25 protein-coding genes are annotated in these 22,273 nt (G+C 35.6%); 2 read left to right on the top strand and 23 right to left on the bottom strand.

From position 1 onward, the window contains the following. Positions 1-5: 5 nt before the first annotated feature. The 4 genes from ONG78_RS07885 to ONG78_RS07870 all read right to left on the bottom strand — a co-directional run bounded on the left by ONG78_RS07885 (position 6) and on the right by ONG78_RS07870 (position 4,866). Entirely contained in the window at positions 6-386 is a 381-nt protein-coding gene (locus tag ONG78_RS07885; protein ID WP_264378058.1) for a glycosyltransferase family protein, read from the bottom strand. A 221-nt stretch (positions 387-607) separates the two neighbouring features. Further along, positions 608-1,552: an IS110 family RNA-guided transposase gene (locus ONG78_RS07880; RefSeq protein WP_264377456.1), complete on the bottom strand. Its 945-nt coding sequence runs from the start codon at positions 1,550-1,552 to the stop codon at positions 608-610. A 212-nt stretch (positions 1,553-1,764) separates the two neighbouring features. Then, entirely contained in the window at positions 1,765-2,145 is a 381-nt protein-coding gene (locus tag ONG78_RS07875; RefSeq protein ID WP_264378057.1) for an NTP transferase domain-containing protein, read from the bottom strand. A 120-nt stretch (positions 2,146-2,265) separates the two neighbouring features. Then, a complete protein-coding gene (locus tag ONG78_RS07870; protein WP_264378056.1) occupies positions 2,266-4,866 on the bottom strand; it encodes an ankyrin repeat domain-containing protein in 2,601 nt (866 codons plus the stop codon). A gap of 517 nt (positions 4,867-5,383) precedes the next feature. On the opposite strand from ONG78_RS07870, the gene ONG78_RS07865 reads away from it, so the two are divergent. Further along, on the top strand, positions 5,384-5,536 hold the full coding sequence (locus tag ONG78_RS07865; protein ID WP_174516912.1) for a hypothetical protein: 153 nt from the start codon (positions 5,384-5,386) through the stop codon (positions 5,534-5,536). A gap of 201 nt (positions 5,537-5,737) precedes the next feature. Here the strand turns inward: ONG78_RS07865 and ONG78_RS07860 are convergent, their stop codons facing one another. Continuing rightward, on the bottom strand, positions 5,738-6,658 hold the full coding sequence (locus ONG78_RS07860; RefSeq protein WP_264378081.1) for a patatin-like phospholipase family protein: 921 nt from the start codon (positions 6,656-6,658) through the stop codon (positions 5,738-5,740). A 4-nt stretch (positions 6,659-6,662) separates the two neighbouring features. Then, a complete protein-coding gene (locus ONG78_RS07855) occupies positions 6,663-6,881 on the bottom strand; it encodes a hypothetical protein (protein WP_191110950.1) in 219 nt (72 codons plus the stop codon). A 124-nt stretch (positions 6,882-7,005) separates the two neighbouring features. Here ONG78_RS07855 and ONG78_RS07850 point away from each other — a divergent pair, with 124 nt between their 5' ends. After that, a complete protein-coding gene (locus ONG78_RS07850; protein WP_191110949.1) occupies positions 7,006-7,542 on the top strand; it encodes an ankyrin repeat domain-containing protein in 537 nt (178 codons plus the stop codon). Here the strand turns inward: ONG78_RS07850 and ONG78_RS07845 are convergent. From ONG78_RS07845 to ONG78_RS07975, 17 genes are all read right to left on the bottom strand, one after another. After that, positions 7,519-8,487, bottom strand: coding sequence for a phage late control D family protein (locus ONG78_RS07845; protein ID WP_264378055.1), 969 nt, complete (start codon positions 8,485-8,487; stop codon positions 7,519-7,521). The two genes, ONG78_RS07850 and ONG78_RS07845, sit on opposite strands and share 24 nt — an antisense overlap. Before the next feature lies 1 nt (position 8,488). Then, positions 8,489-8,662 carry a tail protein X gene (locus ONG78_RS07840; RefSeq protein ID WP_255586148.1) on the bottom strand — a complete coding sequence of 58 codons (174 nt, stop codon included), beginning with the start codon at positions 8,660-8,662 and terminating at the stop codon, positions 8,489-8,491. A gap of 10 nt (positions 8,663-8,672) precedes the next feature. Next, positions 8,673-9,089: a phage tail protein gene (locus ONG78_RS07835; protein ID WP_191110947.1), complete on the bottom strand. Its 417-nt coding sequence runs from the start codon at positions 9,087-9,089 to the stop codon at positions 8,673-8,675. Positions 9,090-9,092: 3 nt separating this feature from the next. Next, on the bottom strand, positions 9,093-11,264 hold the full coding sequence (locus ONG78_RS07830; protein ID WP_264378054.1) for a phage tail tape measure protein: 2,172 nt from the start codon (positions 11,262-11,264) through the stop codon (positions 9,093-9,095). 112 nt (positions 11,265-11,376) lie between these two features. Then, positions 11,377-11,628: a phage tail assembly protein gene (locus tag ONG78_RS07825; RefSeq protein WP_015588509.1), complete on the bottom strand. Its 252-nt coding sequence runs from the start codon at positions 11,626-11,628 to the stop codon at positions 11,377-11,379. A 16-nt stretch (positions 11,629-11,644) separates the two neighbouring features. Next, entirely contained in the window at positions 11,645-12,145 is a 501-nt protein-coding gene (locus tag ONG78_RS07820) for a phage major tail tube protein (RefSeq protein ID WP_065094343.1), read from the bottom strand. Positions 12,146-12,159: 14 nt separating this feature from the next. Next, on the bottom strand, positions 12,160-13,317 hold the full coding sequence (locus tag ONG78_RS07815; RefSeq protein WP_208571641.1) for a phage tail sheath subtilisin-like domain-containing protein: 1,158 nt from the start codon (positions 13,315-13,317) through the stop codon (positions 12,160-12,162). A 15-nt stretch (positions 13,318-13,332) separates the two neighbouring features. Next, positions 13,333-13,890: a hypothetical protein gene (locus tag ONG78_RS07810; protein ID WP_264330657.1), complete on the bottom strand. Its 558-nt coding sequence runs from the start codon at positions 13,888-13,890 to the stop codon at positions 13,333-13,335. A gap of 6 nt (positions 13,891-13,896) precedes the next feature. Continuing rightward, a complete protein-coding gene (locus ONG78_RS07805; RefSeq protein WP_264378053.1) occupies positions 13,897-15,372 on the bottom strand; it encodes a coiled-coil domain-containing protein in 1,476 nt (491 codons plus the stop codon). Further along, a complete protein-coding gene (locus ONG78_RS07800) occupies positions 15,369-15,554 on the bottom strand; it encodes a hypothetical protein (protein WP_174517025.1) in 186 nt (61 codons plus the stop codon). The genes ONG78_RS07805 and ONG78_RS07800 overlap by 4 nt, the downstream gene beginning before the upstream one ends. Before the next feature lie 7 nt (positions 15,555-15,561). Next, positions 15,562-16,755, bottom strand: a complete 1,194-nt coding sequence (locus tag ONG78_RS07795) for a hypothetical protein (protein ID WP_264378052.1) — start codon at positions 16,753-16,755, stop codon at positions 15,562-15,564. Between the two features lie 20 nt (positions 16,756-16,775). After that, positions 16,776-18,728 (bottom strand): DUF4815 domain-containing protein, encoded by a 1,953-nt coding sequence (locus ONG78_RS07790; RefSeq protein ID WP_264378051.1) that lies wholly within the window; start codon positions 18,726-18,728, stop codon positions 16,776-16,778. 6 nt (positions 18,729-18,734) lie between these two features. Continuing rightward, positions 18,735-19,421 carry a hypothetical protein gene (locus ONG78_RS07785; protein ID WP_264378050.1) on the bottom strand — a complete coding sequence of 229 codons (687 nt, stop codon included), beginning with the start codon at positions 19,419-19,421 and terminating at the stop codon, positions 18,735-18,737. Positions 19,422-19,441: 20 nt separating this feature from the next. Beyond that, positions 19,442-20,659 carry a phage tail protein gene (locus tag ONG78_RS07780; RefSeq protein ID WP_264337888.1) on the bottom strand — a complete coding sequence of 406 codons (1,218 nt, stop codon included), beginning with the start codon at positions 20,657-20,659 and terminating at the stop codon, positions 19,442-19,444. 6 nt (positions 20,660-20,665) lie between these two features. Next, positions 20,666-21,463 carry a baseplate assembly protein gene (locus ONG78_RS07775; protein WP_264378049.1) on the bottom strand — a complete coding sequence of 266 codons (798 nt, stop codon included), beginning with the start codon at positions 21,461-21,463 and terminating at the stop codon, positions 20,666-20,668. Positions 21,464-21,472: 9 nt separating this feature from the next. After that, the gene (locus tag ONG78_RS07770; protein ID WP_191110937.1) at positions 21,473-21,808 is read right to left on the bottom strand and encodes a GPW/gp25 family protein; all 336 of its coding nucleotides are present in this window, start codon (positions 21,806-21,808) and stop codon (positions 21,473-21,475) included. A gap of 5 nt (positions 21,809-21,813) precedes the next feature. Further along, entirely contained in the window at positions 21,814-22,266 is a 453-nt protein-coding gene (locus tag ONG78_RS07975) for a PAAR domain-containing protein (protein WP_318010167.1), read from the bottom strand. Positions 22,267-22,273: the final 7 nt, after the last annotated feature.

Genomic DNA, 22,273 nt, shown 5'->3' with positions numbered 1-22,273 from the left:
TGTAGTTATGAAAGAAAAGTTGGCCGCCTTTTTTTTTGAAAATAGTGTTCGGCTTTAATCAAATCCTCTTTATTATTTACTCCCATTGCTTCTCTTTCATCAGAAACTACATAACCTACACTCAAGTTATTGGTTGCTGCAATGGGCACTATATCATTAAGACAATATTCATTGGTCGAATTATTAAATTTTATTTCTTTTACTAAGGTAAAGAGATCTTTAGCATATAAAGCCATTATTCCAGAGTTTGCAAGAAGCATTTTATCGCCATTTTTTAGGATTTTTTGAACATTTCCGTAATTATCAATTACTAATCTTCCATATTGTTTATCTTGACTATTGAATCCAAGAAGAACTAAATTATTATACTTTAAACAATCAGTCATCAACTATGTTTTTTAAAATTTTTTGAGTTTAGTCTCATTTGTTCATAATTTTGCATTTTTATTCAATTGAAAAATGTATTTTGGCAACAAAGATCCCAGTTTATACAGAAAGAAATTTATATCAAACAGCAACCACTGCTTAGATTTTATGGTTAACGAATATGTGCTTTAAATGTGTGTAGACGCACATATCCGTTAACCTATTTTCTATGCAGATTTTTTTATTTCATATTAATTGCTTCTTTAAGTCTTGCATTGGCAATTACTATGATTTTTCGCATTAGAGCTGTTATAGCTACCATCTTCTTTTTACCTCTACCAATAAGATTAGAGTAAAAAGCACCAAGTGCAGATTTAGATCTTGCAGCGGCCATAGCAGCTGTAAAAAGCTTTGCACGAACATTGCTTCTACCACCTGTTATCCTTCGGTAACCAATAGTTTTACCGCTTTCTTTTGGATGTGGAGCAACCCCAGCAAGACTTGCAACTTCTTTTTTGTTTAGGTAGCCAAGTTCTGGCATTAGACACACAAAAACTTGAGATAGCTTGAGACCTATTCCTGGCACTGTTCTCAGGATCTTTTGACGCTTTTGTAACTCTGGATTTTTATCAATAATTCTTTGTATGGCATCGTTGAACTCATTTATCTGATTGGTAAAAAAGTCTATTGTTTTTTGGCAACTTTCCTTTATATAGTCGTTTTCAGGTGCTGCAAGCCTACATTTCTCTTGAGTTCTCATTTGCGTAATGTCATCACGACGTTGACAGAGTGCAACTAAGGCAGTTTGTTCTTTTGACATAGGCACAAATAGAGATAGAGCACTATAGCGTTCAAAACCATATTGAGCAAGGGCTTTTGCATCTGATTGATCAGTTTTTGCTAAAGTTCCATGTGATATGATAAAACTTTTTACTTTACGAGTATTAGCTCGATGCACAGCAACATTCATATCAACAAGAGAACGTGCTAAACCAAGCTCATATTTTCCTGTATTTTCTAAAGTTACAAAAGAATTAGGTAGAATATTTGAAAATTCTTGAAACAATTGTTGCCAACCAGCATCATTATTATTGAACTTGATAGTGTTTTTTTGGTTGTACACTGCAGCAACATTTTTGAATTTTCCAATATCAATGCCAATAAAATTTTGATAAGATGCAATCATAATAACCTCGATAGTTTAATTAATTTAAGATTGTAAACGGGTGCACATATATGTCCCACACAACTATTCAAACGTATCGAGGGATAGGGCTAGTGTACCTTGATGGCTACGGTTGTAATACCAATTTTCATTCGGTCGCACACGCCCGTGATAGCCCTATTCCTATAGTGAGTAGGGTTATCTTTCCCTCTTATCTCTTTTATATCACATTTTTAACTTACAATTTTCATAACTGTATCGCTAGATATAAAAGGAGTGTCTCCATACTGTACCAAAACTATGTCTTGATCAGATAACTCCTCCAGATTTTCTAGAGCAATTTTAACTGCAGTGCCAGTACCTGTAATATCTTCTTGAATTATTAGTTTTATATTGTATTGATCGATTATACTTTTTAGGGTATCAAACTTTTCTAAATCTTTTAGAAGGGAGTTGTTAACAACAATTGATAAGCTTTTTAGACTCAGCAATTTTGCATTAGAAATTATATGTTCTAAAAGAGTAAGATTTCCCACTTGGTGCAACGCTTTTGAATATTCAGAATTCATTCTACTGCTCTTTCCTGCTGCTAATATTATCAAAATGTTACTCATACATGACTTAGGGATTGATTAGATAGTAAGTTAATTTATAATTAATAAGATGTAAAGCCCACTATAATTTTCTAAATGATCTAGATCTTGGCACCCTCATTAGAGTTTCATTTAAGAGAGCTATAACTTCAAACTCTTTACTCTATTTTCTACGCTGACATCTTGTAAACTCTGATCTGGACTTTTTAATATTTCTAATAATCTACTTGCAAGGTTTAAGTGTTTATTGATTACTGCAACCTGGACTAATGACTTGCCTTGATCATCACGAGCATTTGTTACAGCTACGCGCTCATCGGGTTTTATTGCTCTCAGCTTACTGATAATTTCAACATTACCATTTTTTGCATTTTCAAATAGCTCTTCTACTAATTTCAATAGGTTAGTAATATTCTGGTCTCGAGAAAGATCAAGTGGTGTTTTACCTTCTTTATTCTTGATGTTATAAATTGCACCATGTTTCAACAAAGATTTTACAGCTTCGAAAAAGCTATTTTCAGTAGCAACATGCAACGATGTAGTGCCTTTAACTATTGTTTTAGCATTAATAAAATCACTCAATTTATTGTGGCTTACACGTTGCAACAAAGCTTCAATAATTTCTTTATGACCTTTGGAAGCAGCAGTGTGTAATGGTGTATTACCTTTGTTAGTAACTTTAGTAGCATCAGCTCCATTTGCTAGCAAGATATTTACAACTTTTATGTGCCCGTTATTAACAGCATAATGTAATGGCGTTCTTCCATCCACGTTTTTCGAATCAATGATTGCTCCATCTCTAATGGAACTCTCAATTCCTAAATAATTATTATCTTCTATAGCCTTAAATAACTTCTCAACCAATTTTAGTAATTTTATTACTTCTGGGTTTCCTCTTCTTTCCGCAAAGTGTAATGGTAAAACATATCTACCTCCTTCAGCTCTAGCATTAAAGTATGCTCCGCTCATAAGTAGAGACCTAACTATATCTAAATTACCAATTTGTGCCCCTAAGTGTAAAGGCGTAGCATTTTTATCCATTTTTGCATTAACATCCGCTCCATTTATAATAAGAGTTTTAACTACCTTAGGATGACCATATTGAGCTGCAAGATGTAGGGCTGTGCCTTTATTTTGATTTTCTTTTACATTTACATCAGCACCATGTTTCAATAGAACGGTTGCTATCTGATCATAACCTTTTTCTGCTGCAAAATGTAAAGGAGTCCAATTTGTGTGATCTAAAGCATTAATATCTGCTTCCTTTTCTAAGAGCAATTCAACCACCTCTAAATGATCATGGTCTACTGCAAAGTGTAGAGGTGTAGTACTTTTAACTGTTTTAGCATTAATGTCTGCTTCTTTATCAAGCAAAGATTTAGCAACTTCTAAATTACCATCATATGCTGCACAATGTAGAGGAGTCCAACTTCTGTTATCTAGAGCATTAATATCTGCTCCATTTTCAATCAAGAAATTCATTATTTCCAAGTGATTATGTTCTGCTGCCAAATGTAGAGCTCTTCTACCATCATCCATCTTTGCATTTATATTTGCTCCTTTTGCAATTAAGCTCTCTACTATTTTTAAAGAAAAACCATTATATGCTGCATTATGTAAAGGAGTCCAATTCTGATCATCCACGGTGTTAATGTTTGCTCCATTTTTAATTAAAAAATCACTCACCTCGAAATGACTTTGCTGAATTGCTAGATGCAAAGGTGTAAAACCTTCGTTTTTTTTAGCATTAACATTGGCTTTTTTCTCTATTAGTAGCTTCACTACTTCTAAGTGACCATTCTGAGATCCTATATGTAAAGCTGTGGAATTATCGTGGTCCTTAGCATTAACATCAATTCCCCTTACGAGAAGAAGAGACTTAACTACTCCAAAGTGATTACGTTCTGCTGCTAAATGTAGAGGTGTAAGATTCTCATAATCCTTAGCATTAACATTAGATTTTGCTTTTAGTAAAATGTCTACTAACTCTAAAAAGCCATTTTGAGACGCTAAATGTAGAGGTGTAATCTTATCATCTGTTTTTGCATTAACGTTTGCTCCCGCTTCAAGCAGAACTTTAACTATATCTAACCTACCAGTTTGTGTTCCCAGATGTAAGGGTGTAATGTTTGCATCAACTTTACGATTACCTATGCCTGAAGATCCAGCGTTAATATTAGACCCTTGTGAAATAAGAGCTTTAACTACTTCGAGGTTACCATTTTGTACTGCAGAATGCAAAGGTCTTGCTCGATCATTATTTACAGCATTAACATCTAATCCCTTTTCAATAAAAACATTTACTATATCTAGATGACCATTCTCTGCTGCTAGGTGTAAAGGTGTATTAAGTTTATCTGTTTTAGTACTAAGATCTGCTCCATTTGCAATCAAGGTGTTGACTATATCTAAATATCCTTGCTGGGATGCAAAACTTAAAGGTGTAAAGCCTAGAATGGCCCTATGGTTTACATCTGCTCCATGAGCAATAAGAAAGTTAACCATCTCTAAGTGATTTTTTGCAATTGCAAAATACAGTGGCGTAAAGCCATCGTACTTAATCTCTGAGTTAATATCTAAACCCCCTCCTAATAAAGTGTTGACTAAATCCAACTGACCATTTCCTGCTGCTAAATGTAGTGGTGTAAGACTAAGATGTTTCTGAGTTTCATAATTTTCGTTTAAAAACTCTACAAAAAATTGTAGCTGATCCAGATTATTAGATATTCTATTAGTAAACATAAAGGCCTCGCATGAAGAATTTATGTAAAATATAGTATCTACAAGTTTTTAAGCAAGATAAATCTTCTTCTTAAAAAAGATACTGTGATCCAATCTGTGTGCTTATAACTTTTTTATTTGATCATGAGTGATCAGCTGTCTCAGCTGCAATAGAGACACCTGCCTTAAGTAGTTACATCAATTTTCTCTGTTTTTGCCCCTTTTTTTTCTGATGAAGATGTCTTCATTCTTCTCAGTAGCCAACATTCTTTTTAAAGTATAATCGTTACGTGCACCAAAGCATTAATAATTATACACAATTGTGAAGAAATATTCAATCTTTTTATTGTTTTGAATGTGTTGATGAAAAAAACGTCTGTCAGAGATCATCTGAGAATTGCATTTTAGGCTTTAGATGTAGAAGGGGTCTTATCGTCTTTTTATAAATACTCTAAAAATAGGCTTAAATCGCCAAGAGATGGATATCATGAACTTAGTAGCGTAAAAACATCAAAGATACCTCATATCATAAAGTTTAATGTCAACATTTGGTGCAACATTCCTGATTTACAAAGCAGAGTCAATAAAGGTTGCAAATAATCTACTTATGTTGGACGTTTCTGTTAATGCTATTTCTAAAATAACAGATTTATCTATTGAGGAACTTGAAAATCATGCTTCCAAAACTTAACCTGAATTAAAAGCAACATTAGTTTACTGATTTCTACACAATATATTAAAATACCAACAAAGGTGATTACATAATTAATTATCTGCATTACTGGATGAAATTCTTGTGCTTCTGTATTCAATATATAATATTAAAAAAATATTTTAGTAAATTTATTAAAGTAGATACTAGAAACTCGCTTATTTTGTTTTTCTAGCTCAGTTATAGTTTTCGATTTTGCTTGCAGAATTTGTCTATCACTTTCTGGTTATCCTCTATCATTTTACTTGCCTCTTGCTGAAGAAATTTGATATTTTTGAGTGTAATATTGTCCATCTCAGTCGATGCTACTTTCAATTGCGATTGTATTCTTATGTATTTATCATCTATTACTTGTTCTAGTTGATAATCAACGCAATCCAATCCAGAAGCGAACATCACATTCAGTAGTGGCTTGATCCACCCTATTTTGCCAAATTTCCTTGAGTTAGCATACTTTATACTTCTATCTGTTCCACCAGTGCCTATTGATAGCAGTATAATCTCATCATTTGGAAATAATCTCTTGCCACTTGCATATGCACAAGCTGCTGGATTATTAGCAAACACTCCGCCATCTATCAACACTCTCTCTGTTTGGCTAATTTTCAGACGTTTTGGTGTGAAGTACGTTGGAGCAGCTGTTGTAGCTCTGAGTGCATCTTTCAACTTAATGTTTTTTTCTTTCCAACTTTTGAAGAAAAATTCACAACTATTGTGAATGTCATAACTGGTGAGCAGTAGATTACTTGCAACATCGGCCATAGTACTTTCACCAAAGTATTTGTTGAGAATAAATTCCATATTTCTATACGAGTACTGAGAACCACTCAGCCAAGAAGCAATTGATTTTCTCCAAAATGATGATTGAAAGATATAAGCTCCATACTCTTGGTAAAGTCCAACTAAATCATTGGCAGAGTATTGAGGTTTATTGCTTTTACAAAGTCCAGCAACAATAATCCCACCGGTTGAGGTTCCTGCCATTAAGTCAAAAATCTGGGAAATTGGCTTTCTTGTTCTAGATTCAATTTCTGCTAGAATAATGGCAGGAATGATTCCTCTAATTCCACCTCCATCAACGGATAAAATATACTTTGCCACTTTTTTATTTGTGTTTCTGCTCAAGTTCATTAACTTCTTCAGCAAGATTTTTAACTCTTTCTTCAAGGCGATAGATGATTTCTGTAGTCCTTTGATTTTGCTCTATAAATTTATCATGCATATGCACTCTTAAGTCGAGCTTAGCTAGCCACCAGATCAATGCTATTGTTTGTATCACCATAGTAGCAATTACTGCCATAGGAATCTTTCCTGTGTTTGTCATCTTTTTTAAAGGAAAAGTTGTATATATACATATACAAGATTCATCAAAAATACGTCCAAAAAATCTTTTCTAAAATAAAGTTAATTAGTTGCACTAAACAAGCGATGTAAATAATATAATCAACATGAAATCTAGCCTTTTTTGGAAATTGTTAACAAGTTCAATAATACCGATGATATGCGTTATTGTTCTGTATCAGCACTTTAGTACAGACCAATTATCAAAAGATGTGCCAATAAAAAGTAAGGCAAGTGGCAATGATCTGGAAACATTATCTACTGCAGCTGAAAAATGTAATTTAGATACTGTAAGATCCTTAATAAAAAATGTAGTAGATATCAATGCTACTCATCATTTTGGTGCAACATCATTACACTATGCTACAAGCGGAGGCTGTTTGGAAGTTGTAAAATTTCTAATTGAAGAAGGCATTAATGTAAACACTACTGATGCTTTTGGCTGGACAGCTTTGCACTATGCTGCACAGGAAGGACGCTTGGAAATTGTTAAATTTCTACTGAAAAATGGAGCAAATCCTCTTGCTAAAAACAAAGATAAAAAAACTCCTTTAGATCTTGCTGTAGAGGAATTAAACAATAATAAAGAAAAAAAAGATATTTATGAGGAAATTATCAATTTATTTTCCCATAACTGCTGTTAATATAGTACGATAGCCAAGGTTATCAATTACATGCTCAGCCCTATTTATTATCCATTTACCATAAACTCCTTTGCGAAATCCAGAAAGATTAATCTTTGCTTCAGCAAATAATTCAGGATTTCCTGGCATTGTGACATTGAGTGTTGCTGCATTACTCATCAGCTGATTCAACTTCGCAGATGCTGCACTTTGTGCCAAATCACTACTTGCATAAATATCTCGCAAAATATAGCTTGGTTCTTGATCACCTACTTTTTCCGTTATTGTCTCTGCTTTTTCATAATCATACCAGTAAGCAATAACCGAGCCATATTGATTACGCTCATTAAATTTTACTTTCCAATTTGTAATATCTCTAGGTGTTAAAGTAATAGTGCTTAAAGTTTTTCCGGTAACTGACTTTGCTTTTCCTTTTGAAACAAACAGTAAATACCCTCCAGCAGGTTTTGCTATTGCTCCATAAATTTGAGCAAGCCTGGTTAAAAAATGCATATCGCTCTCTGCAGTCTGATCAATATGTGATATCATGATATTTGCAAACTCTGCAGCAACCTTAGCTTGATAGCCATGTTTGTCTGCAATCTTTTTTACCAAATCATTTAAGGTGATTTGATGCCACTCATTAAACACTTGTTCCTTTAATGACTCTTTTAGATCCGCTGCATGACTCTTGATTTTTAGTCCTTGTGGCGGGCCTTGTAGCGTAATTTCATTCACTATGTAATCTCCCATCGGCACAATGCCAGTTTCTTTATACCCAAGTAAAATATTTAGCTTTGCCCCAGTTCTAGGAATTTCAAATAATGAATCACGGTCATCAAGATGAATTACAGCAGTATCACTTATTACTCCAGCTTCATCAGTAATATGCATTGATACTAACTGACTTTTTATCAACTCAGTGATTAAAATTCCCTCTACTGAAATACTAAAGTCTGGTGTCATTTTAATCCCATAGTTTTACTACTTGCTTTTGTGTCTCTTTTTGAATAACAGGAAGTTTAATGATTAATCCTGCAGGAAGAAGTTCGTACTCTGAAAGCCCAGGATTAGCTCTTAACACAATCTCAACTGCTCCTGAGCTGAATCCATAGTAGTTCCAGCAGATTAAATCTAACATATCATTTTCCTTAGTTTTGTAATATATCATTATCAAGTTGTATATCATCAACTGGATTATTTAGTGATCCGTCTGACAACACGTTATCATAGTGCTTCAAACTTAAGTGAAACTCAATCTTTCTTGCTTCACCATTTGGAAAAAAATATCTCTGCGTTTCTTCTATTTTCACAATAACAAAATGGCCTAAAATGTTACCTTGGCCATCAATGAGTAAAAGAGGTTTCGATAAATTTCGCATATTATTTATTTGCCCCAGTCCTCCTGAATAGATTACTCCCGCAAGCTCAATAACGTCCTCTCCAGGACCAATACTTTGAAGTAATGGCTTTTCTCCAATACGCTCAAGTGCAGGCCAGCGATATTCATTCCTGCGTGTGAAACCTCGCTCAGTTAATGAAAATCTATATGGACCAAGAGACAGCATAATTTAATTTATATCATAAAGTGCGCCACTAAATTGCTCTCTAATTCGCTCCATTACTTCATCAGCAATACTACGTACGTCTTGTCCAGAGCTTGGGTGAATATTAACATTAAAGTGATTATTGTGTGTTTTATTCTCTATAGTCTTATTGTGCGCTGCAATTGGGTGCTTAAGGGCGTCGCTTATAGTATTACTTACAGATCTAACTTCTAGTTTAGCCTCATTTTTTTTGCTCCATAGATTATTGATTGTTTTAAAAGGCTGAGTAATATTATTCCAAAACTTTCCTACCCAATCAGAAAAAGATTTCCATACAATTTTTACCGATTCCCAGATAGTAACAAAAAAGTTCTTTACCACTTGCCATTTGGTAATTATCAAAGTTGCAGCAACAGCAAGACCACCAATAATCAGCCCCATAGGGTTGCTCATTACGGCAATTGTCAATGCTTTAAATCCAGCAATTATTGCTGGAAAAACTGCAGAAAGACCTATTTTTACCAAAGTAACAACAGATCCAAACATTTTCCAAGTAGATAAAAGAGCAAATAAGGAACCTTTTACAAAAGTCCAAGCATATCCAAGAGATATGGCTGCTATTTTAATACTAATCAATGTTGCAATCGTACTTATGATCACTGTAGTCAGTACTGGATATTCCTTGGCACAAAGTGCTACTTGTGTAGTTGCTGACCTCAGAAGATTAACAGTAAAATTTAAAGGTGGTAATAGTACAGAACCAAGATTCATTCCTACTTCTGCTATTGAGTTTTTAAGTAACTGAAGGTTGTTTGCTGTAGTATTTGCTCTATTTTCAAACTCCCTTTGCATTGAGCCCTTATATTCCCCGTTTATTAATCGTAAAGATTTTTTGTATTCATCAAGACTACCAATAAGTAGTGCTATATCATCTTGATATTCAAGGCCAAAGAGATCAAAGAGAACGCTAGAACGTTCTTGCTTATCTAGTTTTGCAATTGTTTCTAAAAACTTAACTAATGTGCCTTGTGCATTCTTGCCAATTGCTTTCTCAAATTCCTTAGCATTTATTTTTAGCTGCTGAAAAGCTTTTTGAAAGTTTCCACCCTGTTTACTTGCTGTTTGCAGCTTGCTAAGCATTGCATTGATTGCCGTACCTGCTTTTTCAGGAGTTTTGCCAAGACTAATGAAGCTACTTGCCAGAGCTCCTGCTTCCGCTACAGTTAAGCCAAATTGCCTTGCCGTACCACCAATTCTGTTTAGTGCAGGAACAATGTCCTTAGCTTTTGCGGCAGTGTTATCAGAGATATGATTTATCGCATCACCAACGCTTTTCATTTCACCAATTTTAATTTGGTAAATATTAGAGAGCTTAGCAATAGCATCTCCTGCCTCTTCTGCTGACATATCAAATGCAGTTACCATCTTGGCCACAGTGTCTGTGAAAACCGTAAGATCCTTAGCTTCAATACCAAGCTGCCCACCACTTGCAGTAATTTGCGCAAGTTCTGCTGCAGATAGCGGAATTGTTCGTGACATCCCCTTTAATGTTTCACCAAGTTTTGTCAAGCCATTTACATCTGTATCTTCAAACTTTACAACTTTCTTTACATCAGCCATGGCACTCTCAAAACTAATTGCAGCCTTAAGTGGTGCTGCAAGGGTGAGGCCAAGTGCCACAGCATCCATCATTTGAGCTTTGAAATTTGCTCTTTGCGCTAAAACTCCTTTACGTTTTTGCATTACGGAATTTAAAGCTGTATAGTTATTTTTAAGCTTTTCAATAGAAGAGCCAAGTTTAACTTGATCTCCAATAAGAGATTTTATATCTCTACCACTTTTACTGAACTCAGTGCGTAGTAGGTGGAGAGCACTTCTTTTTTGTAAATAAGCCGTTTTAGCTTTCAGTGCTGCAGCTTTGGATCTTGTAAATTCATTTTGCAGGCTCTTACTTGGTGCTTCTACATTTTTTATCTGTTTAGCCAGAGATTTTGTTTTTATTTCCAGTTCATTCCAAGAACGCCTAGCAAGCAGAGCATCGTGGCTTAATTGTTTAAACTTGAATACTGATTTACTTGATGATTCAAGTTGTTTTATCGTACTACCAATACGAGAAAGTTGCTTCGTGCTACCTGCTATCGTACTATTAAAACTGCTTTGCAGTGTTGCTCCAATTACTATAGAAATTGCCTTCATTTGTATAATTTTCCGCTACTTTCAAACCAAGTAATAAATTCTTCAATATCCATATCAAGCCACTGATTGATTCCACCACCAACCATTGAGCTAAGTGATAATATGCTCAACCTCAATTCTTCTGCTGAGACAAAAAACCTTGTAACGTTTCTTGAATCTTATTGTAGTCTGCTAAATCAAATTCTTCTACTGCTTCTCTTGAAATACTTGCAAGATTTGCAATCAGTGCTACTTCTTTCTCTGCATCGCTATTACCCATACGTTCAACAGCTAAACGATCTCGAACTTTTGGACGGCGTAGAGTTAGCTCTGAAACTAAAATTCCATCGATTTTTATTGGTTCAGTTAATTTAATTTTTTGCATTGTTTTACCCTTTTAGTTAAATTCCTAAAGCTGTGCGCATAGAAGTCATTTGATCAACACCATCGATCTTGCGAATCATATTCTCAGCGTCAATTTCAATCAATTCTCTGCCATCAATGGTAAGCTTATAATAGTTGGCAGCAATTATACATTTTAGTGTTGCTTTTTCAGCAGCCTTCCAGTTACCAAAATCAAGTTCCTTAAAGAGCCCTCTTAAGTTAATTACTACTGATTCGGCATCACTACTTCCCTGCAAACCTCCTCTTAAAGTAAGAGAAACAGCATTATTGTTTATCAATCCGAAAAGTCTAAAGAGCTCAGAGTCATATTCAGAAAAAGTGAAATCTGCTTCAAGCTTTTCCATGCCCATATCAATATTTATTGGAATATCCATACCACCAGCTCTGTATTCTTCTGTTTTTATGGTAAGTTTTGGCAAGGTTACTTCATCTATTTTTCCTGCATAGCCACGACCATCAACAAATACGTTAAAATTCTTTAGGATCTTTGGTAACATCTCTCTTTCTCCTTTTACAATATTGCGCCACTCACAAGGTGTGACCTGAAAGTAATCTGTTCAGCTGGATATGGTGGCGTGAACTCAAAATCAAAAGACACTTTTCCGCTTGCAATATTTGTTGGTGTATTGAGCTCTGGAGTTGCATAACATTTTCCGCTAATAATCGCCCCTTGCGCTTTTAAATTTGCAAGATAAGAATTTACCCCCTCAATCACATCATCTATATAAGTTTTGGTAATATTGCGATCAACTGCCCATAAATGAGCTCGAAGTAGACTATCGTTGATTAAATCTGCAGTCCTTCTCACTGACAAAAAAGCCCATTTTGAGTCATTTGAACATGTTCTATTTCCCCAAAGCCTATAGCCATTTTGATGAATTATCGTTGTTACTTCATTTTCATTCAAGTGGTTTGCTCTACAATTTATATTACCGAGCGTAAAATCAATAGGCCTGCTTGTTCCAACAATACCATTTATCTCTTTATTTGAAGGTGAGTGCCAGAAGCCTTGCTCGCTATCTATCTTAGCTATTAAACCAGCTACAAATGAACTTGGAGGGAGAATTTCTTCTTTTCCTTCAATAAAAACCTTAACCCACGGATCAACAACATAAACTCTTGAGCTGCCTACACTTTTTCTCCATTTTATTGCTTCTTCATCATTGGTATTTGGTCCATCTGCTACTATTATTGCTCTTAGCTTTTCTGCTATAGGAATTAAAGCGCTAACCACTGGATTTCCAGCATCTCCAGATAATTGATGAGTAAACTGAGGTGCAATTAGTATTCTTGGCGCAACATGAACTATGCTTTCACTGCTTAAGAACGCTTGAATTCCCTGATATTCTCCAGTTTCTTCGTTAACTCCACCAATGACATTGCTGAGCGTCTCTTCTACTTTCTCCTCAACTCGAATAACTACTACTGTTGCACCAATTTGGGAAAAAATTGCATTAATAGCTGAAGGCAAAGTCCCAGATTGACCAAGTTTTGCTGCTTCTTTTAAGCTTCCTGCTATTAATATTGGTTTATTTAGTGGAAACTTTTGCCCGTCAGCATCAGGTGCAGTACCAATTACTCCAATTACCGATGATTTAGCTGTTCGTACTGTCCTCGCTCCTGAGGTAACCTCGATAACATTTACTCCATGTAGAAACTGTTCTGTCATTTCTTTTTCCCCTTTTCAACTTTCTTGCATTTTTTGTTTACAATCATCTAGCAAAGTTTGCAGCTCTTCCTTACTTTTAGCTTCACCGATTTCCCTTTCAGCTATATCCACCAATTCTTCGCACTTGATTATTGCTTTTTTCGCTCTTTTTGCTTTTTCCTGAATTATTCTTGCCATTTCTACTACTGAAATTCCTCGGACTTTTGCTAATGGCTCTATAATTTCTGCATCTTTTTTGTCTATAGATTCTGGTGCTGCTAAAATGTTCTCTGCGGCTTTTGCTTGTATTTCGTACGACTTAGACTTCTGATGAGAATATCCTGCGTATTGGTGAGTATAGTTATCATAATAAGCATGAAGATTAGAAAGTGCAGAAAACTTCGCATTTTGTAGTAACTCCAATTCAATATCTTCTTGATTCCGCTGAGCAATTTTGCCTCCTTCTGTTAAACAATAGCTTTTTTGCCAATCAAAATCTTCTGGTGCTTCATACCAATCATTTTCAGTTGGCTTGCTTTCAAGTGTTGTTGTTTCTACTTGTTTATCATTTTCAAATCTAATGTAGATAGACATTGTTTGTTACCTCCAAATCTCATACGTGTTAGATAATCCTGGACATTGCCAAGCTTTTAGCGTTCTCTCTACGTCCACCTCAAGTCCTACAGTCAAAAAGTTGCTACGTATGTTATAAATCCCCCACTGAATAAATTGACCATAGTTGTGTACATAATTTGATGCAAGCATACCTTGACTGACTTGTGTTCTGGAACATAGGTAAGATGATGTGTAAAGTAATATTGCAACTGTTTTTCCTGCTGGAATCTCTACATTACCAGATCCAGCTAATTTGCTATCAGAACTCGTGTATTGGTAAACATTTTTCCATATTATTCTTGAAATACTTGATTTATTAGAATTAGTATTATCAGGAGTTCCCACAAATAATCCTGCTCCCCCATACTCCGTACTAGAATATGATGATCCAACAAATTCTATTGTTTTATTTATGTTCACATTGGTTGTATTTTTTACAAATACTACTCCAAGTGCAGCATATGGGTAATAGTATATCTCATCATAACTACCCGAAAAGCTTTTTGTGCATAACTCTCCGTAAATAAATGTTCCCTTGCTTCCCTCTATAAAACTTAGTTGTCTTGGCCGATAAAAACTAACGTAATCTGTATTGTACGTATGGCTACCTGCTAGTAGTTGTAACATATAGTCAGTTTTTGTTATATCACTACTCCACTTTCCAAGCTCTGTCGTAAAAGTTCCGTGGCCAAAATAATTATTTTTTCTGCCAAGTACACCAAATAAGAAAGGTAATGACCCTGGTTCAACCATGTTGCGCTTTCTTATTTCATTTATAAGAGACACTTTTAACTGTTCATCCCGAGTTTTTACCTCATTTATCAGGGATGTTTTTAATTGGTTATCACGAGTTTCTATTTCCCTAATAATTGATGAGCCAGATGGTACATTATTAACAGCACGAAAATCTTCTACTAAACCTTTAAGACCATCTTTATGACTGTTACTAATGCTATTTATTGCTGCAATATTGGCATTCTTTCTCGTATCAAGTAGCGATATATGCGAATCTGATGATGCTTTTAAAGTATTTAAGGAATTATCCCTAAGCTTGTTAATTTCATTGACAGAATCTGTTTTCGCTTCAGTTATTGCAGATATTGAATTTTCCTTATTGCTATTTATGTCACTTAAGTGCGTCCTTGCAGCGCTCAAGAGTTCTTTTAACTTACCATCTGTCATCTGTACAATTTCAGAAACCGCACTTTTGTCGATTATTGATTCCAGTGCTTTAGCAAGATATGCTAGTTGATCTGGTGTACTACTTCCTGCTAAATCTTTAAGCCTTCTCTGTAGTGCATCAATTATCTCTTTTACTTCAGTTATTTGTACAATGTCAGCAATAGCTTTTTTATCTGCTATCAATTCCAGCGATTTTGCAAGATATGCCAGTTGATCAGCCGTGCTATTTGCTGCTAAATCCTTTATCCTTTGCTGTAATGCTTCTATTGCTTCTTTCATTCCCAAAAATTCAAAAAAGTTTCAAATCTAAATCGTTCAAAATTATTTTTAAGTTCATCTTCTCTTTCACTCATATCTTCATCTATCTTTTCTATGGCTCTGCGAATACGTACTACATCTTCTACAGCTATGTTCTCTGGATGCGGCAAAGGATATCCTCGTTTGGTTTGATCAAAAGTCATTTAAATTTTATGTTACTATTACTCTGAGATTTTTGACTTTAGGACGATAAATAACCGTTCCACTTAAAACTAATTTTATCCTTGTCTCATTAGCATTAAAATTTGTCAGCACATGAGTTCTCTCTACCCAATTTTCTCCAATTGGTTTTCCTGATGTTAAATTTACTAATTGCCAATCACTGTTGCTTTTTTGTACATAAGCTTTAACATCTGCAGTGCCAGGTATCAGCGCATCGTACGTTATGGTGATTTTAGTATTAGCTCCTGCTGTAATACTTCTTGTAACATAATCTCCTTTTTCCCCTATATTACCCATAACTAGCTGTAACCCAGGATATAGCACTGGACTTTTTTCTCGCCCTCCTTTTAGGCTTGCCTTTACTGTTAGCTCTCCAGATAGTCTTTCACGCAGTGCAAGTGGCAAATTATCAGACAAAAAGTTCTCTTTTCCCTCTTCATCTGTTAAGATAAATTCCACATTGGTATCAAATGCTACTTTTTCGACGTTCGTCAAAACAATTAAATCTGAAGTATTGGTTGCTGTAACTTTGCCAAGATCAATAACATGAGAATTTTCGCTAAATTTTGCAGCTAAAAGCCGAAACGTTAAATCTAAATTCTGATGCGGTGTCCAGGTGCTTGCATTGCTAGATGAAAGTAATACTCCTACTTGATATGGCTGACTTGTTACCCAACGGCTATTTACTGCATCATATTTGCCAAGTTCTGCTATTTTTACTGCAGTATCTGCATCATCAGTGAGTAGCACTATTGCATACTCTTGTCCTGCATGGCAAAACACTGGTGACCACTCTATACGTGTTGCTGTGCCATCTATCTTTATATCTTTTGGCTCAATATAGCTTTCAGCAATGACAGTCTGCGAGGGCATTCCCACTGCTGTTTCTCTAATCTGCACAACAACACGTTTTTTGCCGCTATTTATAAACCATAAGTCTAGACCTCCTATGTGTCTGCTTTCATTTAGAGTAAATGTTTGGGCTAAAGGATCAACTCTTCTTGCTGCGATAACTCTTCTTCCTTCTATGGTAATTGTTTTTTTACCAGTATAAGTTGCCTCTCCATAGCTTCCTTTATCCCCGAAGAACTGCACTAACTTAGTCCCAGCAGGAATGTTTCTTGGTACAGTAAATCTTCCTTTTATTTTTCCTCTGTTATCAGCAATAAATGTTGCGATCATGTTTTTCTTTCAAATATTTTCTATGCTTGAGGTTGAATAAAAATTCCATCAAACTTTAATTCCTTAAGCTTTTCACCAGTTGCAAAACCTTCAATCTCAAAATTTTGAGTTGCTTCTCTCATAAATTCAGTTTCGTATGAAGTACTTGACAGCAGCTCTGTCGTTTCTTTAACATTAAATACTCTTGTTACTGGGCTTTTCCAATTCGTGGTCACCTCTGTCCAGTGATCTATATTTTTATTTAGAGTAATTTGAGCCGGGACTGGATCAAAGGCTTGATATGGATTAATCTTTTCTCCTTTAGTCTGTAAAAGCTGCTCCAGTACCGGTTCAAGTTCATACGGCAACAAATAAGTTTTTTCTCCTCCATCAATATCAGCAATAGTTACATCTATTGGTAAAATTAGTTCCTTGTTTACTATCGCTGCAGACTGCGAAATTCCTTGATCACGCATATCATCATCAAAGAATGGGTCAACAAATACTCCTTTTTTGGTAGTAGGTTCTCTTGAATTTGCATCATTGCGTAAACGCTCCTGTGCAACCAGCGCATAAAGATCATTTATTCCTTTTTTCATTGCTTCAAGTTCATTCATTGGCACAGCATGAATAGCATTATTCACTATTTTCACCCCTTCTTTTTCTCCGTTTTTCCACGTCTGATGAATGTAGCAGAGTAAAAGCTGTCCAGAGGGAGCTTTAGGCATTGATGGTCTCCAAGGGTGAGCTATACCTTTTATTCTTCTTACCACTCCTTTGCTATCGATAGTAATTAAATCATAGCGTGGCATTTTCCAGGTGTAATCAATCAGAACCAAGCTGTTATCAACTGCTCCTTTTACTTTGCATCCCTGTTCACTTATATCTTCAGGGCTTACATGAGTACGACAGCGGTAAGTTATTTGATAACTACTTCCAGGAGCTGGTTCTTTACCTGGTAATGACCAATCAACGTTTCCTGCGTTTAATTTGTAATCTATACTATTTTCATAAATAACATTGCCTTGTTTAACTTGAATAATCTCAAGTACTGCAGAGTCAGGTATCGGATCAATAGCTCCAGAATATGAACCGTGAGTAACAGTAATAGTTTTCTGAACAGTTATATCTACTTTTTTAATTTCACTTATTGGAAAATCATTAACCTTCAGTTCCATTACTCTTTGGCTATTTGGCTGAAAAGTATGTGGCTCTGATTCAACTGATTTTATATCTGGATCTTCATCAAAAGAAATGCGAATACTGTGAGGTAACTCAATCTCATAGCCATCAACATGAGCTTTGCCCTCATTAATCACAAATATTTCTTTTTTACCTTTTTTTACCCCTTCTTCTCCCTTTTCTTCTTTGTGGAGGAACATCACTTCAAGGCCATTTACAACGTAGGAACCATTTGCCTCTTTGTCATAACGAGCAAGAGCTGTAGTTACTATATTTGCTTGTGGTGGCGGTGAGTGTTCTATTAATACTCCATTTTCAATGTTGTAAATTGGGTAAAATTCGCCATTTGTAGAGTTAACAGTAACACTTTCTACTTGGTATCCCCAAATGATGGAAACTTTAAGCCTTGCAGCTCCTACTTCCTGATAGTTTCTTGTACCAACTGCAGGATCACGAAGATTTTCGTCCTCAAGTTCTGTAATCGTAGATTCTAGATAATAAACACCTATACGCACTGTGGTACTCAGTGGAATAACAAACTCTTTTGCTTCTACTTTTCTAACTGCTCCACGAAGATAGATTTTTCCTCCTTCAAGTGTAACTTTACCAGTTTCTCTATCTATAATACAATTGCTTCCTGTTATAACATCACCATCACGAAATATTGCATCGCCTATACCTTTAAGCTTAGAGAGAGCATACTCCTGAGTCTCGTTTAATTCTGCTGACTGTAGACCTCTTCCAGCAAGAAACAAACTTTTTTCGTATTCTTTGTCAGGATTAAAGCGGTTATAATAACTATTTAAGGTCATTTTATTTCAAAAAGTTACAACAAATGAAAAAGTTTCCCGAGTTGCAGATGTTCTGATAAGTGGCACGGTGTGTTCTAAAACTAACAAAATTCCGGGATTTTCCACGTCTTTTGGCTCAAAATATCTCTGCCCAGATGACACTTTTTCCTTTACCTTTGTACCAACCATAACCCCGAGCTCCCTTATTACTTGATTTGCTGCGTCCGTGAAATCGAAAGTAAATTTAAGATAGAGATTATTAGTTGGTACATTAGAGGGTTTAAACCTACCTGTGGGAGTTAGAAGCTCTCCATCATCATCACCAGTACAAAAGAGTATCTCATCAACAACACGACGTCCAACTTCCTTAATTAATGTTGCAGAAGTAATTAGTTCCGGTGGTGTGTCTTGAGTGTACTCTATAGTGATTACGCTATCTGCTATAATTGCACCATTTTCTACACGCTCAATAGTGCCTGAGCTACTATCAACTATATAATCTATGCTTGACTGATAAATTGTTTGCCCTGTATAAACTTTTACATCTTTAATAGTGTGGTGATCTAAACTTATCTTGCCGCCTGCTGCAAAAGTTTTTTCAACTTTGTAGCTGCTTTCCCAGGTAGAATCTCCAGATCCCCAAGCAAGATGTATCGGTTGCTCTTTTATGCTCGCAGCAATAGCTGCTCTGCCTGATTGTGTGAGTACTGACATAGTTGATTGTGCAGTTGATATTATGTATATACAAGATCCGTAGAAAAAACGTCCAATTTTTTTGCAATAATAGGATCAAAATCTTTCCAAGGGCGATTTAAGTGGCGATGTTCATGCCAAGTAACCATACCTGGATAGAATGCTGCTACGTAATTTTCTAGCTCATGAATGGGATCTTTCTGTTTTGAATCTGAATCATTTTTACAATCAACGTGATATTCCACTAAATTAGACTCTATTATTTTTTGATCAGTAAAATTCTTCGCTTCATAGTAATAAGTTATACTAAATCGCTCTAAAATTGGTGTACGTTGAAAATTCCAAATCTGCTCAGAAAGTTTATCTTCACTTAAGTGAAATGTATGCTCTATTTCTTCATAAGTAGTTGATGCAAAACAAGCATTGATATCCCCTAAATTCCAACTATCTGACAATACTATCAATGCTTTAGCAAACTTAATTTCTGGCAATAAACTCTGTGGTAGAGGATATAGTGCTTCTAAGTTGTACCACTCATGATTTCTTTCATATGTACCGTTGTAATTCTTCGTGTGAGGCTCTGTCTCTCCTAATGTTGCAACATCTAACCTATATAAATCATTACTGTAACTTCTATCATAATGTGATCTAAAAGTGCCAAATTTAAATCTTGGATTTCCTATTTTCAGCTCAAATGAGTTTTTTCTTCCAAACGATAATACTGGTCCTTCTTTTGCTATTTTTACACCTGAGTAGTCTGAAAGAAGATCTCCAAAAATACTTTCATCTAACATAAACCGCTGAGCATTGTAATAGTCATTGAATATTCGCATTAATCGAGATCTTGCCGGTGCAGAAAGTTTTGCCAGAGCAATTACACTATCGACAAAAAAGTCATTAGGAACATCAGAGATGCCAATTTGAAATTCAGCAAAATGCTCTCCTGGTGGTTCTTCTTGAATGGTAATATTATCAATGTTTGCCCATTTCAGCGCCATCTTCAGTGACTGTGGTGTACCGCGCAAACGTTGAAATCTTATTCCGTTTTGTTTAGCTAAGACCCATTCTTTTAATGCACTCTTAGTAGCTTTCTTACCCCAGGATAAAATTTCTCCCAAGCCGTATTCCGCTACTAGCCACGGCAACATTTCAGTCTGTGGGTTAAATTTAAATCCCCGTAGAGAATTTGCATCAAGAGAATAATTAATTATGTCTGTAAGTATTTGCTCTTGCTTTGAAGCATTTGGAGGAAGTATCACCAATTTTTACCTAACACTTAAATTATTTAAAGTAACGCATTCATTATCTTGCACGACGATGTCTTCTATCGGCTCTGTAAGCTCTATATTCTGCATACCTTCTATAAAGAGGTGGGCAATAATCCATGATCTGGTAACATTCCACCCTAAACCTTTAGCAGATTCAAGATCTTTGATAAATTGTTCCTTTACAGCTTCGATAACATCTTTTGATGCAGTAGGGTAAATATGCACTTTAGCATGAATAGTAATGGGAATAATACCACAGCCAATAACTGTAAGCGTATCTGTTAATACACGAATATCATCACGAATAACGTGATTTCTGACGATCTCTAGCAATTCTTCTGAAGGTACTCCATCATTTTCTGTGGAAAGTATTGAAATCTGTACACTTCCTGGTATAGGTGATACCACTTGCGCATCTTTTACTCTCGTGTCAGCAGATAATGCATGATAGCGATAATGCTCTTTACTCCCTGCTGTTGACCAACCAACAATTTTGGCTTTTACCCGCTTCCTTAAGGATTCATCATTCTCTGACTCCTTTCTCAGCACACCATAAAATTCAGCCAAGTGATCAAGGTCATTACCTCTTGCAAAAGCAAGTAAATTTGCCTGTGCTGCATCATTAATCCTTTGCCTAAGCAAAAGTTCACGCCAGGCTGCTACTTCCAGTATCTTTATTGCTGGATCACTCTCAGTTAGTGCAGAAAAACTTGCATTCCGACGCACTAACCCTTCTTTCATTCGCGAAAAGATTTCCTCAAATTTTAATGTTTCGACAATATTTGGTGTTTTCATCCTACTACCTTATACTATAATACCATCAAGGCGGATCAGCTTTCCATTTGGCAGATAGATTCCCTCTAAAATGAGAGTTACTTTACCTTCTTTTATTTCTGTTATTTGTACACGTTTAAGCTTAAATCGACGCTCCCACTTTTCTAATGCTTCTGCAACTGCTGCATAAAGTTCTTGTGCAAAACCAGGTACAATTGGATGATCTATCAGCTCAAATAACCTTGATCCGTAATCTCGGCGCATAACACGAGTGCCAATTGGCGTAGTTAAAATATCAACTATTGATTGTTTTAAATGCTCTATACCACTTATTGTTTTACCAGTTTCAGAATTCATACCACGCATATCACTTACCCTGCAAAGACATCATTGCTTCCTTGTTCTGCCACTGCTCCACAGGAAATTAGGTCACCAGTACGAGCAATGGCTTTGCCATTTACAAACACTGAATCTGACCCCTCAAGAAGGGATTGACTAGTATGTGGTGGTTTATAAGGGTCTGTTGATGCATGTTGTGACCATTCATCTCCTTGACGATGCACAGGCCTACCATTTACAAACACATTACTGCTTCCTCCTATGCCAGGGCTTTGTAAATAATCTCCATGTTGGTTACACATATCACCAAAACGAACAACTTTTCCCTGTTTTGCCAAACTTAAATCTTTGTCTGATTCTGAAAGTCGTTTTTGCCCTAACAATGAACCTCTTGTTTCCTCCTCTCTTCTTGACTCATCTTCACATCCTGATTCATATCCACTTAATTCTGATGTTTGAGAGGTATACTCAATATCACCAATCATAATACCC

The sequence above is a fragment of the Wolbachia endosymbiont (group B) of Philonthus cognatus genome, from assembly GCF_947179345.1.
Taxonomy (GTDB): Bacteria; Pseudomonadota; Alphaproteobacteria; order Rickettsiales; family Anaplasmataceae; genus Wolbachia.
Note: the sequence above shows the minus strand (reverse complement) of the source record. Positions and strands in the feature narration are given on the sequence as shown.